The 16491-nt window shown below is 37.8% G+C and carries 18 protein-coding genes and 4 pseudogenes; 7 read left to right on the forward strand and 15 right to left on the reverse strand.

Features of this window, described 5'->3' with window-relative positions:
* From DCO44_RS16905 to DCO44_RS14935, 5 genes and pseudogenes are all read right to left on the reverse strand, one after another.
* Positions 1-104, reverse strand: a pseudogene (locus DCO44_RS16905) (IS5/IS1182 family transposase); the annotation flags it as partial.
* Between the two features lie 4 nt (positions 105-108).
* Positions 109-282, reverse strand: a pseudogene (locus DCO44_RS14920) (helix-turn-helix domain-containing protein); the annotation flags it as partial.
* Between the two features lie 120 nt (positions 283-402).
* A complete protein-coding gene (locus DCO44_RS14925) occupies positions 403-759 on the reverse strand; it encodes a hypothetical protein (RefSeq protein WP_116763266.1) in 357 nt (118 codons plus the stop codon).
* Complete coding sequence (locus tag DCO44_RS14930) at positions 759-2003, reverse strand: hypothetical protein (RefSeq protein WP_116763268.1); 1245 nt, start codon at positions 2001-2003, stop codon at positions 759-761. The genes DCO44_RS14925 and DCO44_RS14930 overlap by 1 nt, the downstream gene beginning before the upstream one ends.
* Before the next feature lie 2 nt (positions 2004-2005).
* Positions 2006-2356: a hypothetical protein gene (locus tag DCO44_RS14935; RefSeq protein WP_116763270.1), complete on the reverse strand. Its 351-nt coding sequence runs from the start codon at positions 2354-2356 to the stop codon at positions 2006-2008.
* 90 nt (positions 2357-2446) lie between these two features.
* Here DCO44_RS14935 and DCO44_RS14940 point away from each other — a divergent pair, with 90 nt between their 5' ends.
* Positions 2447-3127 (forward strand): hypothetical protein, encoded by a 681-nt coding sequence (locus tag DCO44_RS14940; protein WP_116763272.1) that lies wholly within the window; start codon positions 2447-2449, stop codon positions 3125-3127.
* Positions 3128-3187: 60 nt separating this feature from the next.
* On the opposite strand, the gene DCO44_RS14945 is transcribed toward DCO44_RS14940, so the two are convergent.
* Positions 3188-3718 (reverse strand): glycoside hydrolase family 108 protein, encoded by a 531-nt coding sequence (locus tag DCO44_RS14945; protein WP_116763274.1) that lies wholly within the window; start codon positions 3716-3718, stop codon positions 3188-3190.
* A 32-nt stretch (positions 3719-3750) separates the two neighbouring features.
* Positions 3751-4682 (reverse strand): annotated as a pseudogene (locus DCO44_RS14950) (IS5 family transposase).
* A 73-nt stretch (positions 4683-4755) separates the two neighbouring features.
* On the opposite strand from DCO44_RS14950, the pseudogene DCO44_RS14955 reads away from it, so the two are divergent.
* Positions 4756-5181, forward strand: a pseudogene (locus DCO44_RS14955) (integrase); the annotation flags it as partial.
* Positions 5182-5906: 725 nt separating this feature from the next.
* On the opposite strand, the gene DCO44_RS14960 reads toward DCO44_RS14955, so the two are convergent.
* From DCO44_RS14960 to DCO44_RS14975, 4 genes are read right to left on the reverse strand one after another with little or no spacing between them, the layout of a single operon-like run.
* The gene (locus DCO44_RS14960; RefSeq protein WP_116763276.1) at positions 5907-6650 is read right to left on the reverse strand and encodes an SDR family oxidoreductase; all 744 of its coding nucleotides are present in this window, start codon (positions 6648-6650) and stop codon (positions 5907-5909) included.
* 14 nt (positions 6651-6664) lie between these two features.
* Positions 6665-7363: a histidine phosphatase family protein gene (locus DCO44_RS14965; protein ID WP_116763278.1), complete on the reverse strand. Its 699-nt coding sequence runs from the start codon at positions 7361-7363 to the stop codon at positions 6665-6667.
* The gene (locus DCO44_RS14970; RefSeq protein ID WP_116763280.1) at positions 7360-8484 is read right to left on the reverse strand and encodes a phosphotransferase family protein; all 1125 of its coding nucleotides are present in this window, start codon (positions 8482-8484) and stop codon (positions 7360-7362) included. The genes DCO44_RS14965 and DCO44_RS14970 overlap by 4 nt, the downstream gene beginning before the upstream one ends.
* Positions 8485-8539: 55 nt before the next feature.
* A complete protein-coding gene (locus tag DCO44_RS14975; RefSeq protein WP_116763282.1) occupies positions 8540-9778 on the reverse strand; it encodes an acyl-CoA dehydrogenase family protein in 1239 nt (412 codons plus the stop codon).
* A gap of 92 nt (positions 9779-9870) precedes the next feature.
* Here DCO44_RS14975 and DCO44_RS14980 point away from each other — a divergent pair, with 92 nt between their 5' ends.
* Positions 9871-10788 carry a LysR family transcriptional regulator gene (locus DCO44_RS14980; protein ID WP_116763284.1) on the forward strand — a complete coding sequence of 306 codons (918 nt, stop codon included), beginning with the start codon at positions 9871-9873 and terminating at the stop codon, positions 10786-10788.
* Positions 10789-11018: 230 nt separating this feature from the next.
* On the opposite strand, the gene DCO44_RS14985 is transcribed toward DCO44_RS14980, so the two are convergent.
* The 4 genes from DCO44_RS14985 to galE form a co-directional block, all read right to left on the reverse strand.
* Positions 11019-11621, reverse strand: a complete 603-nt coding sequence (locus tag DCO44_RS14985) for a nitroreductase family protein (RefSeq protein WP_116763286.1) — start codon at positions 11619-11621, stop codon at positions 11019-11021.
* Positions 11622-11900: 279 nt separating this feature from the next.
* Positions 11901-12395, reverse strand: a complete 495-nt coding sequence (locus DCO44_RS14990) for a hypothetical protein (protein WP_116763288.1) — start codon at positions 12393-12395, stop codon at positions 11901-11903.
* Positions 12396-12485: 90 nt separating this feature from the next.
* Complete coding sequence (gene fumC / locus DCO44_RS14995; RefSeq protein WP_116763290.1) at positions 12486-13880, reverse strand: class II fumarate hydratase; 1395 nt, start codon at positions 13878-13880, stop codon at positions 12486-12488.
* A gap of 130 nt (positions 13881-14010) precedes the next feature.
* On the reverse strand, positions 14011-15015 hold the full coding sequence (gene galE, locus DCO44_RS15000) for a UDP-glucose 4-epimerase GalE (protein ID WP_116763292.1): 1005 nt from the start codon (positions 15013-15015) through the stop codon (positions 14011-14013).
* A gap of 71 nt (positions 15016-15086) precedes the next feature.
* Between galE and tusD the strand changes: the two genes are divergently transcribed.
* The 4 genes from tusD to DCO44_RS15020 are packed head-to-tail and all read left to right on the forward strand — an operon-like array spanning position 15087 to position 16482.
* On the forward strand, positions 15087-15455 hold the full coding sequence (gene tusD / locus DCO44_RS15005) for a sulfurtransferase complex subunit TusD (protein ID WP_016167904.1): 369 nt from the start codon (positions 15087-15089) through the stop codon (positions 15453-15455).
* A gap of 44 nt (positions 15456-15499) precedes the next feature.
* Complete coding sequence (locus tag DCO44_RS15010; protein ID WP_116763294.1) at positions 15500-15850, forward strand: hypothetical protein; 351 nt, start codon at positions 15500-15502, stop codon at positions 15848-15850.
* 16 nt (positions 15851-15866) lie between these two features.
* Complete coding sequence (locus DCO44_RS15015) at positions 15867-16151, forward strand: DsrH/TusB family sulfur metabolism protein (RefSeq protein WP_116763296.1); 285 nt, start codon at positions 15867-15869, stop codon at positions 16149-16151.
* 19 nt (positions 16152-16170) lie between these two features.
* Entirely contained in the window at positions 16171-16482 is a 312-nt protein-coding gene (locus tag DCO44_RS15020; RefSeq protein ID WP_116763318.1) for a TusE/DsrC/DsvC family sulfur relay protein, read from the forward strand.
* Positions 16483-16491: the final 9 nt, after the last annotated feature.

A 16491-nucleotide genomic window follows, 5' to 3' on the forward strand; every position in this document is an offset into this window, starting at 1 on the left:
CCCTTGTCCGCAAGGAGATAAGTTGCCTCACCTACAATATCAATCAGTTGTTTTGCAACTTGACTGTCGTGGACGTCACCCCCAGTGATTTTAAAATCACTGGGGGTGACGTCCACGACCGGCATGGGCTAATGCAACTGGGCCTTGAACTTTGTATTTCTGCAGTAGGCGTCTGATCTGACGTTCTGAAATATGAAGTAGCTGAGCAGCCTGAGATTGAGTTATGTGTTGATCACAGATTTCTTGCAAGACCGACAATCTTTTAAGTTCTTTATCCGACATAGACACCAACATATCAAACCGTCCGCTTCGATAATCGCAAAAGCGTATATTCTAAAAGCGGACATTTCTATTTTGGGCTTACATTTTAAATTCGTATAACGTGCATTATGTTAATTTTAACTATTCTTCAACTTTTAGCGTATATGTCTTATTAATTTCTGCATCACCACCTGCATAAAATCCAGCCCAGATACTAATTGTAAATATACCTTTGTGCTTAGGAGTTCCCTTGATTTCTATAATGTTATAACCATCTAGATCATTAATGGGTTTAACTACAATTCCTAAATCTTCTGGTATATTTGTGTCTAATTTAGCGTAGTGATCAACAACTTTTCCTCCAGATATTTTAATGATTTGCTTATATTCTTGATTAATATGAGCTATTGGAAGACTATCAGGTGTTATAGAATATTTTTTCCCACAACCTATAAGTATCAATAAAATTGAAAAAATAAAAATTAACTCTTTTTTCATTAGAATTTCTCCTTTTTAACAATCAGTGCAAAAAATATTTTCTTTTCAAAATTATACAGAGTTATTCCTTTGCCTAATCTTTGAGTATTTTCCCCCCAAGTAAACATTTTTAATCTAACTTCTGTTGTATATGGATCTGAGGTGCTTGTTATTGGCTGTCCTTTGGTATCTCTTAATTTATCTGTCCAAACAATCCAATGGTCTGGAAAACTTTGAGTACCTGAACTACTACCACTGCTAAGAAGACTTGCTGATATTAGGGTAACCACATAATAATCTTCACCAGCATATTGATTAATTTCACTAATTAGACTGGGATTGTAACCATTCAGATAAAAAGGGTAAGTTTTTAAACCTTTAAAACCTGTTTTTTTAAACCAGTTATTTAATTCTGTCCAAAGCGTAATCCCAGCTACTTCTTGAGATGGATTGTTAAGGTTTAAACTTATATTTTCTGATTCTCGTAAGCTTGCCAGTGTAATCCAATCAATAGGAGGAATCTTCGGGTCACCATTTTTCAGATAAAAACTTTTTACACGTCTACTTCCGCTCAGTGATGGTTTAATCTCAAGCTCACCAATTTTGGTGTGACCTGTCTCCCACAGCTGTTTTACTGCTAATTTATATCGTGATGGACTTAAATTTATTAAACAAAAAAAGTAAGCTGCTGGTCCACATAATGAGGTGAATTCCTGATTAGGAAAGGGCTCATTTAACCTAGATTGAAGTCCAGCTTGAATTCGTTCCTTAGAAAAGGGATCCTTCGACTCTCCTGGTCTGCATCCAGAATCAATACACTGAAAAATTCGATTACGACTCAAGGATAGCTCTAAGGTATTTGGCGATTTTTCATCTTTAACGATTTTCGTAAATGAAGTCGCTTCCTTGTACTTTGTTATCGGAATATTTTTATTCTTTGCATGATCTGGAGAAATATAAGATTCAATTTTATCTGGAATAATATGGCGATTCATCACAAGAACTTCTTTACCAGAGGTAGTTAAACGATATACATTCAAAATAATTACACAATCTCTGAGATTTTCTAACCCGAGTTTTGTGCTATCAATTTGAATAAATTTCGTTTGATATAAGCCATCTCCGACCTTCTTAAACACAGTATCAGTAAGCATGATCGACGATTCGGCTTTATTTTTTACAGTGTTATAGATATATAAATTATATTTGAGTAAGCGAATACTCAGATTAGTTTCAAGCAATACATAAGGATAGAAAATAGTCATGTTTAATCAATATCAAGCTGTTCATTTGTATATAAGTGGATGAAAATATCTTCTGACTGTATTGTCTTAAATAATTCTGTATAACCATCCTCATCTGTAGTGCCTTCGACTGATGCACCATTTGGGAGAAACGCAATATATTTTTGTTGAGATAGAATATTTTGGTCTTTATCTTTTAAGAGATAGCGTAAATTATAGTCATTTTTATCGCCTAAAACTGGTAACGTAGGTAGCGCAGTTGATACACGTTCACCGCTTTTAAAAAGATGCTGCCCAGCTCTCGCTTCAAACTTTGCAGGTGTGATAATTTTAATACCTTCTTTACTAATGATGATCTGAGATCCACCAGCCATAAATTTACCTATTTCTTATCAAGTTGTATAAAAGTAAGCCATTTTTCGGCATAATATAAATGATTAATAATTCAATATTTTAATAGAAGCATGACATTTATCATCGCCATTCAACTAAATGATAGCATTATTATCACTGCTGATAAAAGAAAAGTTGTTTTAAAAGAAGAAGGTGAAGTTCATTTCGATACTGGTGAAATATCTAAAATTCATGCATATGATAAAGGTATAATCACTGGAACAGGTGAAAATTATGTGATTAGTAGAACAGTTGAAATATTTAAACAAATTGCTAATTCTAATTTAAATGTACTACCACAATGCCTTAATCTATCGAGGAAAATACGTGAACTAGAAATTGGTACAGATTATTTTCAAGTCGAAAATACCAAACTACTATGTTCTAGTTACAGCGAAGATGGTACACAACTTTATAAAATAGAACGTTTTGACCCATCACAATTGTATGAGCTGATAGCAATAAAACCCATGAGCATTACGATTTGGATGTTTCATCCTAATATTGAGGCCATTTCTGAAGACCTACAAAACTTATATGTCGATTTAAAGGACTACAATACATTTGAAAATGATATTGATTGGATTAATTACTACGTAAACCGTCTGGCACGGATTTATCAGAAGCAGAGCTTGCACGATCCATATATGAGTTCGAGCTTCGATTTCTTGTTTCAGGTTAAAGATGAATATATCATTGGCCATATCCCAAATGCTGATAGCAGCATTATTGAATTTGAAATGATTTCATAAAGATAAAAATCCACTGAACATAAGCGATTGTATGGAATGCCCTCAATCAGAGGGCTTTCTTTAAACCAGAACCCGATTCAAAACCCAGCCATAGAGGTACTTTTCCTGACTTGGATTTCGTTCAGCAATTTCAATGTAACGATTGCCTTGCAAGATATTAAGTACCCGCAATAAAGCGTTTTCACCGTCTTTGCCACGCTTAGCCAAGTAGGTTTTCAGAGCTGATAAAGTTGCTAGACCATATATGCCATCTACCGCTAAATCTGGCCAGCCTTCCTTGCCTTGGTTATTCAGTAAGTTCAATGCTCGTTGTAATAATGGTTTTGCAAAGGCGACACCACAGTTCACGCCTGTATCTAGCAACTCTTCAGCTACTTTTGAGTTGATAGTATTTATCTGGTCAAAGCGAGGTGAAGTCCAGTATTGTTTTTTATAAATGGTCTTGGCGACATCAACTGGTAAATCCTTCATGTGACCTTTGTAGCCATTGGCGCGTGCAACCGCTTCAGTAATGCCGTATTTGGTCGCTCCACCACGATCAGTTGGATCATTCACGTAACCACCTTCACGCGGCTTTGTTGCATAAAGAATTTAAAGATAGAACTTCCCTAAGCACCTCAAATTTAAGTTACAACTCGGGTATGAGGACGACCTAACTCTGTAAATCTATTAAGCACGGCCACACGTGCATGAATCTCATTAACTTGGCTTTGAAAGTTTCTTGAATGTAGTCGATCACCTAATAATTTGATGCAATGCATCTTGGTTTCGACCAAACTTCGCCGATGATAGCCAGACCAATTTTTCTAAATCGCTCTCCCTAAACGTTTGACCGTTTTTAGTAATTCGTTTCTCTCTTGCGAATGAACTTTTGTATCTTTTCAAGGCTTTGCATTTTTTCTGGGTGGAATAACTGCATGTGCTTGCCGATCTGCAATGACCTGACGGCATTGTTTTGTGTCATAAGCCCCGTCTTTATAAACTGAATCAATCTGTTCATCCAACGGAATTTGATCAAGTAAATCCCCAAGGACTTGTGAATCACTCATATTATTCGTTGTGAGCTGAACTGCTCGTATTTGTAAGGTTTTACCATCTATACCAATTGTAGTTTACGCCATTGTCTACGGTATTCAGGCTGATGTTTTTTGCGTTTCCATTCACCTTCACCTAGAAATTTCAAACCAGTGGAATCGATAAGTAGATGCAGCCCATTGCAACTCTTTTCATAGTTAATTTGAATATCAATATACGTTTGTCTTCTGCAAATGGTCGAGTAATCTGGTGCTGCCCAATCTAATCCGCAAAGTTTAATTAGGCTTTGTACAAAGCCAGTGACCATACGTAAAGAAAGACGAAATAATGATTTGATCATTAAACAACATTGGATGGCTGTATCGGAATAAGTTTGATTTCGCCCTTGTTTACCTTTCGCTTGAGCATACCATTGGGTGGAAGGATCAAACCAAATTGAGATATTTCCTCGATTTATTAATGCTCTGTTATAAGAAGACCAATTGATTGTGCGATAGATTTTAGGTGTGGGTTTATTCATTTGAGAATTATAGTGTTGAATAAGCCTTTAACGGTAGGTTTATGCAACAAAGCCCAGATGATCCATTAGATAATTTGAAATAATGGAAGGTGCTGGGTATGTCAGAATTAAAATAGATTCAGAATTACAGAAGGTTTTAGACAGATGTAAATCAGATAATGTACTAAGCCCATTCGTAATTCATCAAATACCCAAAAGAAAAACTAAGAATGATAATAAGGAGCATTGGACCCAAATATTACCTTTATATCTTTCAGAAGAGTTTCTACGGATAGTTAAATTATCAAATGCCTATCCTAATTTACAAGGAAGACAGATTCCAACGTTTCATGAGATTCGTGCATTTGCTATTTTTTTACATAAAAAATCCGGGAAAAGTGCTCAGGCTTTAGCTGGACATTCATCAGTGAAAATGACTGAACATTATGAGGCAGGACATGAAATTATTTGGAATGATGTGGATGTCGGAATTGCTTTACCATTTGCCAATGTGACATAAATTTTTTTCACAATAAGGATTTATAAGTGCTTGTTTTCTATATGTTCTATAAGTCCCAATTGTTCACATTAAGACCCCTGTGTTTTACCTACTAAACACTTTTATTTCAATGACTTGCATCAACAACATTATATAACGTTTTGCTACTTCGGAAATAAGTATAACCATGCCTGCTGTTATTGCGTACTTAACAATCAGAGGAAGCAATTACTTCTCCACGTAAAATGATCTAAGCAAGAATAGTTCAATTAGTTTAAATTTTATAGAGACTTATGAAACTCGTTACTCGAAATAAGAGACATAATCTGAGTAATCTAGAAAAACATTCAACCAAACCTTTATTTTTATTTAATTTCAAATATTTAAAATAATTTATTTTGTGCTGATTTTAGAGAAAATTAATTATGAGTGGTGAATATTGCTTATGAACACTGGAAAAGTAACCACTAAAATAGGTTGTAAAAGTTCATAAATTTTAGGTGTAATTGCACTAATACTGTCAACGGAACCAACAGTTTTATGAAGCTTATTGATTACTTCAACATGTGACACGTAGTAACTGCTACCCTTGATAAAAAGCTTCTGGAAGTAAGCCTCTCCGAGCTAATTTAAACCTTGTTAAATTAAAAATACGGTCTAGCTAGCCGAAAAAAGCCCACTTTGAAATCAGTCGGCTTCTCAAAATAAATAAAATTACTTAGGAATATTTCTAAGCTAAAAGGGAATTACCCCAATTTATTTACAATTCGCAAAGGTAAAACTTTCATCGCTAAGCTCATGGGTAGCCACGGCCACTTTGGAACATATGCTTTGACAGGCGCTTTCTCAATCGCTTCTGCAAGTAAATGAGAACCCGTTTTTTCATCGACTTCAAACGGTAACTTTTTCGCCCCTTCATTTAACTCAGTACGGATATAACCAGGGAATATAGTCGAAACTTTAATCGGTGTATCAATCAATTCTGCACGTATGCCTTCGGCTAAATGTGCCACTGCGGCTTTGCTGGCGGCATAAGTCGATAAATGTTTTGGCAAGCCACGCACCGCGCTCATGGAAGAAATGACCACCAAATGCCCTGAATTTTGTGCGCGGAAAATTTCAACCGCTGCTTCACACTGTGCCAATGCAGAAATAAAATTAGTCTCGGCTGTTGCTCGGTTAATCTCAAAATTACCTTTACCAATACGACGACCTTGTCCGACTCCAGCATTCACAATAATCCGATCTAGTTTGCCAAAGTCTTGTTGGAAAGCCTTAAACACTTCGAACACTTGATCATAATTAGTCACATCTAAAGTTTTGGCAATCACCTGAATACCATACTGACTTTCAAGCTCTTGTTTAAGTGCTTCTAGACGTTCTATACGTCGCGCACAAATCGCGAGATTGTAGCCCTTTTGAGCAAATTCACGCGCCATACCTGCGCCTAAACCTGAACTCGCCCCTGTAATTAAAATGGTTTTTGCCATGGGTGAAATCCTTGTTATATCCATGTTAAAAGTTCTGAGTCATCTGCTTTAATAAAATGATGCTCATTTAAACTGAGTAATTGCGGTTCATTTCCAACTAAACGCAAAGTGGTCATACTGGTATTAGTAATCGCCCAGTTCAATGCAAATGTGCGACTAGGATTCAGTTCTAGAATCTTTCCTGCTGCTACAGAAATGACACCACCAGAAGTAAATACAACTGCATAGCGTGGTTTGGTTTGAGCCAGTTCATTACACAATTCTTGTAATGCTGTTTCGACCCGATCTTTAAATATCGGCCATGACTCTTCATATTCATGATGATATTCACCGCCTGTCCAACGCTCTATTGCCCCTTCAAATATTTTTGCCAGATAGGCACGCGGATTTACATGCTGCGCGACATCAGATTTTAATAAATGCGGTTCATTAAATCTTGGCTCATACTGAGCAAAAACTTGCTGATGATTGAACTCGTTCCATTGTGAATCTGTCACCACTTGGCTATGAGGAAAACATTCTGCCAAAGCCAATTGCGCCGTTTGCTGATGGCGATGCATTGAACCCGCCACCACATACGGTGATTCTTTTAAAATATGTTTAAAATATTGACCTAATCGTTGCGCTTGTAATTCTCCTTTCTCCGAAAGTTTGTCATAACTTTCGGCACCAAAAGACGCTTGCCCATGACGAATCAGATAAATGGTGGTCATTTTTCTAAAATTTCCTTAAATTTTTCCATATATTTATGTGCAATTTCATTGGCTTCCAGCTTTTGCATACCAATCAATTTCAACGCACGAATATGCAAGGCATGAATAATGACCCAAAAATCTTTAAAGGCAGGATTGTTAGTTTGCTTATGGAAATAGCGATAGTAAATTTGCTGCGCGATAACAGCTAAACGGAAGATGCCAAACACTTCGTAAAAGGTCCAGTTTTTAGGCTGTAATCCAGTTTTCTCTAGGTAATATTCTACAACTTGCTTACGGGTAAACATCCCTTGCATATTGGTAGGTTGGCGTCGCGTCGCTTTAAAAATTTTACTGTCCTTCTCTTCAACCCAATAAGCCAATGCCGAACCCAAATCCATCAGCGGATCGCCAATTGTCGCCATCTCCCAATCCAAAACGCCAATCACTTGCGTTGGATCTTCAGGATCTAAAATGACATTATCAAAACGCCAATCGTTATGAATTAAACAGGTTGCAGAATCTTCAGCAGGGATATTGTCGATCAGCCATTTACGTACAAATTTAAAGGTCGGTACATTGAGCGTATGTGCTTTCTCAAAGCGTTGATCCCAACCTTCAACCTGTCTACGGCAATAACCTTCACCTTTACCTAGTTTTTCCAATTCTGTGCCTTGATAAGGTACTTGATGTAATTCAATCAGTTTATCAATCACATTCACACATAACTGATGCACTTGCGCTTCAGAAAAATGTAATTCTGGTGGAAGTTTTGCGCGTGGAATAATACCCGCAATCCGTTTCATGACATAAAAGTCACAACCCAATACAGACTCATCCTGACAAAGACCAATCATCTCAGGTAATACCGGATAAAACGGTGCCAGATTTTTCTGCACCGTATATTCACGAGCCATATCATGGGCAGATTTTGCTTTAGTTCCTTTGGGTGGACGACGCAGAATTAGATCAGTGTTGTCATATTTGAGTCGATATGTCCAATTTGAAGCCCCACCAGAATATTGTGTGATTTCAACTTGTCCCTCTAACACGACGCCTTGTGACTTAAGCCAATCTTCTACAGCTTGTACATCCAGCTCTTCGCCTTCTCGCACACTGCCACCAACATCAATTACCGACATACTTTTTATCCCTGATTTTTAGAATATGAATGCTTTACTTAGTTTTACCACAGCTTTATTTTTTACGCGCGCCGTATCCACGTTTTTTCAGTTCAAGTTTAGCAATCATGCCTTTATGCACTTCATCTGGACCATCTGCCAATCGCAAACTGCGTGCTTGAGCAAAGAATCCTGTTAATGGTGTATCACGAGAAACACCTGCACCACCATGCATTTGTATTGCCATATCCACTACTTTTTCCAACACACTTGGTGCAACCACTTTAATAGCTGAAATTTCGGTTAAGGCAGCCATGTTGCCTAAAGTATCCATTTTGTAGGCAGCATACAGAGTCAATAAACGTGCTTGATCAATCGCAACTCGAGCTTCTGCAACACGTTCTAAGTTGCCACCCAGTTTCAGAATTTCTTTTCCAAATGCAGTTCGACTCATCCCACGGTCAATCATCAACTCTAATGATTTTTCCGCTGCTCCGATACAACGCATACAATGGTGAATACGACCAGGCCCTAGACGGCCTTGCGCAATTTCAAAGCCTTGACCCGCACCACCAATAAAGTTAGATACAGGAACACGCACATTATTGAAGCTAATTTCGCCATGACCATGTGGTGCATCATAATCCCCAAATACGGGTAACATACGCTCGATGGTTACTCCTGCCGAATCGATGGGTACAAGAACCATAGAATGTTGATGATGACGATCTTTAGTTTCGTCAGGCGTATGCGCCATAAAAATAATAATTTTGGCATTCGGGTCACCTAAACCCGAGGACCACCATTTACGTCCATTTAAGACAATTTCATCACCCTCAACTACAGCAGTTGCCTGCATGTTGGTTGCATCACTCGAAGCGACTGCGGGTTCCGTCATACAAAATACTGAACGAATTTTTCCTTCCAATAATGGTGTTAACCATTGTTGTTTTTGTTGGTCGCTACCATAGCGCCATAGCACTTCCATATTGCCACTGTCTGGGGCATTACAGTTAAATACGGTTGGTGCAATTAAGCTACGACCTGTTAACTCTGCAATATGCGCATATTCTTGCACTGAAAGCCCTGCACCCAAGATTGGATCGGGTAAGAACATATTCCATAAACCTGCTGCTTGAGCTTTAGCTTTTAACTGTTCTAATTGCGCTGGCCATTGCCACTGAGTCCAATCCCCACTTGGATTCAAGTGATGTACTTCATTCCAAAACTCAGTTTCTATTGGCTCAATTTCATTTGTAATAAATGTTTTTGTGCGTTCTATATAGTCTTTGGCACGTGCTGAGAGTTCAAACATAGGTTTATCCTGTGAATTTTGTATATTTTCGCTTTACAGTACATTAGCTTGAAAATTAGTATGAATGAAATGATTTTATTTAATCTAATACTATGAGTAATATTCATAATAATGTAGATATGGATTTAACGACGTTCTACCGTATCGATATCAATCTTTATCCTCTTTTTATTGCTATTTACGAGCTAAAAAGTATTTCAAAATCAGCACATATACTCAATATTACACAATCCGCCGCTAGCCACGCTTTACAACGTTTGCGCCTGCAACTGCAAGATGATTTGTTCATTCGCGCTGGTCATAAGATGCTACCTACGCCGTTTGCAGAGCAATCTTATCCCATCATCAAAAAAGCTTTGCATGCTATTCAAAGTGTTTCACTTCAGAAACAAAGCTTTGAACCCATGATGATTAAAACTCTTAAAATTGCAGTCCATGATGAAATTGAACCGATTATTTTCCCACGCCTTTTTCAACATTTCCAACAACTCAATTTAGAGATTCAATTTACGAGTTTTAAATTAGATCGTAAAACGGTTGTTGCTGATTTGGCTGCCCAGCAAATTGATTTTGTGATTGATCTAGAACAAAATTTTGGAGAAAAAATCCAATTTCAAGCACTGGTACATGACCGTTTCGTTGTCTGTACTCAACAAGCTCAAATGAATGAAAAGCGTTATTTTTCTTCTCCACATATTGGCGTATCTTCCCGCCGTACAGGGTTATTATTAGAAGATATATATTTTCAACGTCAACAATTGAATCGGAACATTTTATTACGTTGCCAGAACTACTCGACTGCCCTCCAAATATTAGAACAGAATGATCAAGCGATTTTAACCTTACCAGAGACAATTCTGTCTCACTTACAAGTCGGCTCATCTTTGAATATTTTTCCTGTTCCCGTTGAATTACCTTATATGAAGATGGGGATGTTTTGGCATAAAGATTTAAATGAAAATTTAAGGCATGTTTTTTTGCGTGAGCAAATTAATTATATTTTTGCTTAGGCTATTTCAGGGATATATAAAATGCTTAGGCTATTTATCTTTCCGAAATTGGTTCGACACTAAATAAAAAAAATGGTTTGCATTGCAAACCATTTGAACTGAAAGATTCCTCTCTTAATAATTTAATCTAGATCTATTTTCATCTATCCAAATCCATTTAATTTATTGATTAGAACCTACACCACTTAAAAGAAGAAATCATAAGACTTATTTCCTCATTCGAATCTAGTTTATTGGAAAACTTTAAATCGTTCCGTATTTTCAATATAAGTTTTTGCTTTGGCTTCTGCCTCTATTGAACCAAATACAAGTTGAGCACGTAGTTTCCAATTTTGAGGAATGTCCCATTCATTATGGACTTGCTCATCTACAATTGGATTGTAATGCTGTAAAGAAGCCCCTAGCCCTTCTGTATGCAATGCTGTCCATGTTGCAAATTGAGCCATAGCAGTAGAATGCTCTGCCCAAATTGGGAAGTTTTCCGCATATAAAGTAAATCGGGTTTGTAAATCTTCAATTACACTCATGTCTTCAAAAAATAGAATTGTGCCTAATCCTGCGGCAAAACTATCCATTTTAGCCGCGGTTTTAGCTGCCGCAGCTTCGTCAGTTGCGTAAGCCTGTAATTCTTGTTTCACGAAGTTCCAAAACTTTTCATGTTCTGCATTAAATAAAATCACGGCGCGTGAAGATTGCGAATTAAATGAAGATGGACTTTCACGAATCGTTCGTTGAATTAAATCCGTTAAATATTCAGGTGTTTGCACTACATTTTTTGCCAATGCATAAATGGTACGACGTTGTTCAATTAAGTTCAGGAATTCATTTGCCATGTTGCATGCCTTGAATGATGGTTTAATAAAAGGATAATTCTTAGCCTGTGCTTTGCTAATATTGAATATTATGCAAAATCAATTCCAACTTACTTATAAATATTAAGTAAAAACATATTCATATTTTTTATATTTGGTAAAAAAGACTCATGAGACATTTATACGATATTTAGAATAAAACTAAAATTTATGTGGTTATCGAATCATTTAGCTAAAAAGAAACCATTTATCCGTTGATGCCAAATGGTTTCTTTTTAAAATCAGGAGTTTAAATAGATATCAAGCTAGGTTGGCTTGCAATACATTATTTGGAAGATGGGCTTTCCAGATTTCTCTTAATGTTGGTAAATAAAACTTCTCACCTAGTTCAACCAATTCAGCATCAATCAAAGCATGAATTTCGTGCATGAATAGATAATCGAGTTCTACTGTTTTTAATTTTGCATGTTTTTGGGCATCAGTTTTGCGCTTTTGTTGTGCACGCTTAACTAGTTCATCCGCAAATTTTTTATCCTTAAATTTTGCCAAGGCTGTCAAACGTAGTTCAATCACACCCCAACCACTTAAAAGTAACTTAAATAGTTCAAAATCTTCAGTGTTTGACTCCCATGTCATTTCCTCTAAATTTTCACTTTCAGGCAATACTGGAAGTAACAGCTCCATTACACTTGGGAAAATCTTTTTAAAATTTAGAATAAATTTAACAGGATGCTCACCTGGGTAATCCTTAAATTGAATACGTTTCTGAACATCTGTCAAATATATGTCTAGCATAGGTCATCATCAGCGGTAAAAATCTAATGCGTATTGTACGCACTTATGCAACAGATAAAAACCGCTGATCTTATTTCGTTTTACAGAAGCTTATTTTACGTTCGGCGAAACCATATTTTCTGGTCGAACCACTGCATCAAATTGCTCTTCGGTCACCAATTGCAGCTCAACTGCCACCTGTTTAAGGGTTTTACCTTCCTTATAAGCAGTTTTAGCCACTTTTGCCGCATTCTCATAGCCAATCACAGGGTTCAATGCCGTTACTAACATTAATGAGTTATGTAGGAAATAATCAATTTTCTCTCGATTTGGCTCAATTCCGACCGCACAATGCTCATTAAAGCTATTACATGCATCACCCAACAATTGAATAGATTGCAATAAGTTATAGGCGATCACAGGCATAAATACATTCAGTTCAAAATTCCCTGAAGCACCTGCAACGTTAATCGTTGTATCATTTCCCAACACCTGTGCAACCACCATGGTCATCGCTTCACTTTGGGTTGGATTGACTTTACCAGGCATGATACTTGAACCTGGTTCATTTTCAGGAATACGAATTTCACCAAAACCACAACGTGGACCACTGGCCAACCAACGAATATCATTGGCAATTTTATTCAAACTCGCTGCCAGTGTTTTTAATGCGCCTGAGGCAAATACCGCCGCATCACGCCCAGCGAGTGCTTCAAATTTATTCGGTGCTGTAACAAAAGGAAGTCCAGTAAGCTGAGATAATTGCTCAGCTACTTTTTCAGCATAATCAGGATGAGCATTTAACCCTGTCCCAACAGCCGTTCCACCTAAAGGCAACTCATATAAGCCTGACAATGCCTGATGTAAACGTTTTAAACCATGATCTAGCTGAGATACATAACCACTAAACTCTTGGCCCAAAGTTAACGGCGTTGCATCTTGTAAATGAGTACGCCCAATTTTCACAATATCATTAAATTCTTGAGCTTTAGCATCCAAGGTGTTACGTAATTGTGTTACGGCAGGAATCAATAATTCGTTAATTTGCAGACTCGCTGCAACATGAATTGCTGTTGGGAATGAATCATTGGTCGATTGTGCACGGTTTACATGGTCATTTGGATGTACAGGTTTTTGTGCACCAAGAGGATTGCCTAGTTTCTGATTGGCGATATTAGCAATCACTTCATTGCAGTTCATGTTACTTTGCGTACCCGAACCAGTTTGCCAAACGACCAGTGGAAATTGGCTATCCCACTGTCCTTGAATCACTTCTTCTGCTGCATCGACAATATAGTGTGCTAATTCTTGTGGAATTTGCTTCAAATCCGAATTGGTCAATGCGGCAGCCTTTTTTACAAGCCCCATCGCTCGGATCATTGGTCGAGGTAAACGCTCGCCACCAATTTTAAAGTTCTGCAAACTCCGTTGAGTCTGTGCCCCCCACATTGCCTCTGCGGGAACTTCAACTTCACCCATGGTGTCATGTTCAATACGTGTATACATGTTTACCTCTATCTTCTTTATCTATCTATGGTCTTTTTTACTTATTCAGGTTGAATAGTGTTGTTATTTTAATGTAATGAGGCGACAGAGTAAACGATAATAATTATCGTTTACTCCAACTTTAATTCACTTATGTACGCAACGTATTTTGATAAAAACGCCACTCATCTTCCAACATTTGGGTCAAACTACGTTTTGCTTTCCAGCCCAAAAGTTGTTCGGCTTTCTCCGTATTTGCTCCAACCTGATCCAGCTCTTGACTAATCAAGTAGTTGGTATTCATGGTTTTGATTTCAGCCCCTGTTACTAGGGCAATCTGTTGCAATAAACTTTGAATCGAATAATTTTCACCTGTGATATTAAACGCTTCACAAGTATGCTGTTGAGTATATAGCCATTTCAGAGCGGCAATCACCGCATCACAACTATCCAAAACGTGTACAAATCCACGCTCTACAGTACCATCCGCAGTTTTTGCCTGTTTATGTAAATCAATATATTCGCGCTGTCGAGCAGCAACTTGCATAGCTAATGGCACAATATTTTTCGGCAACGGTTGTACAAACTCACCTAGAACACCATGTTCAAACGCACCTACTACATTACCCAGTCTTAGAATGGCAATATTCCATTCCTCATCAGTCTTAAAGGTGTCACGTATGATTTCTTCAATCATTTGTTGAGACTTAATATACGGATTGGGGTATGCATAGTTAAATGGCATATCTTCTTTCAGATCGAGACTCGATTCACCATATACTGCCAAACTCGACAAATGAACCAAATGTCGCACGCCCGTTCGTTGCATGGCACGCATTAAACTCATAATACTACTGACATTGTCATTGTAATACTCAAGTGGCTTTAACACCGACTCTTGCAAAGATTTGAACCCAGCCGTATGAACAACAGCATTGACTGTATATTGCTCAAAGACCTTATTCAAAGCAGGCGTGTTACGAATATCCAGCTTTGCAAATGGAACATACATCCCAGAGATGTACTCCAGTCTTTCCAAGGTCTGTAGATTGGCATTGGACAAATTATCTACAATAATGACTTCCTGCCCCTGAGCCATTAAGCTAAGAGCGACATGCGAGCCTATAAAGCCTAATCCACCAGTTACTAAAATCATTGTATACTACCTATTTCTTATGAAGTCTGGACGTTCCAAGTTTCGATTGGTACAGCCTTTAAGTGAATTCCATGAGTACATTACTGTTAATTACCTCTGCTCCTACATCTATTCATGCTTGGCATGCACTCGGGCTTGCGCAAGCGTTACATACACAGCAAGAAGCATTCCGTGTTTTCTTTTATCAAGACGGAGTTTCCGTAGCCAATGCCCTGCAATGGGTGCCCGATGACCAACGAAACCTCACGACAGAGTGGCAGAAACTTGGCATTCGCTTACCTGTTTGTGTAAGTGCAGCTTTGGCAAGGGGTATCACAGATGAAGAAAATGCAAAAAGACACAATATTGACCAACATAACTTAGCGCATGGCTTTGAATTGGTCGGTTTGGGTGAACTTGCCGATGCCGTACAATCCACTGAACGTCTAATTCAATTTTAAGTGGTTATTTTTGGCGAATTTGTTGCATTTAAAAGGTAAATTGTGTGAAAACTGTACTCGTGATATTAACCCAAGCCAACCTAACCAGCTTACACGTGCATGAAAGCCTTGCTGCGACTATGGTTTTAGCGACATTCGGCTGTGAAGTCAAGGTTTTACTCGTGAATGCTGCGCTCAGCCTATTACAAGCGGAACAACAGTTCGATAGCGTTAAACATGCCTTTAAACTGGCATCCAATATGGTTGATAGCTTTGAATTTTACGACCTAACCCCAGTTTTGGTGGAAAGTGTGAATCAAGACCACCCTTTTGTGGTTCAAGCACAGCAAGAAATTGAATTTGTCGAACTAAATGCCCAGTTTTTACAAGACTTCGACCACGTTTTATATTGGTAACGGATGAATATTTTTTATGCTGACAGCTACACTTTTTTTGATTCAATCAGATTATTCTTCCGTAAGTACTAAACTCGTTCAGCTCCAATCCTTATTACAGAGCAGTGACAGTGTAGTACTGATGGGAGATGCGGTCTTACACGCACAGCATGATACATTACAGCAAGTCGAACGACTCTATGTTCTAGATACAGATGCTGCATTACTGATTCAACAATTGCCAACACACATCCAAGTCATTTCTTATGCTCAATTTGCCGACATTTGTTTGGCACATACACGCTGCATGACCATTAAATAATAGGTTTTAAAATATCATGATGAATCTAGAACTTGATCAAGATGGTCATTTGGTCGATTACACCATCTGGACACCTGAGGTGGCTCAAGAGTTGGCAAATAGTCTTGAACTTGAATTGACCGACTGGCATTTGAGTATTTTGCATGCTGTACGGCAGTTTTATCAGCAATTTGGACATTCGCCTGCAACTCGTCCTCTTATTAAATTTTTAATGAAAAGCGTAAGCCCAGATATTAACAATGCAGTTCTGCAAGAAAAATTTAATACAGGTCTTGTTGCCCGACATTTAAGTCGCCTCGCAGGTGTTCCAAAACCTGCCAATTGTTTATAAACCAAAGAG

It is taken from the genome of Acinetobacter sp. AM, from assembly GCF_003105055.1.
Classification (GTDB): Bacteria; Pseudomonadota; Gammaproteobacteria; order Pseudomonadales; family Moraxellaceae; genus Acinetobacter; species Acinetobacter tibetensis.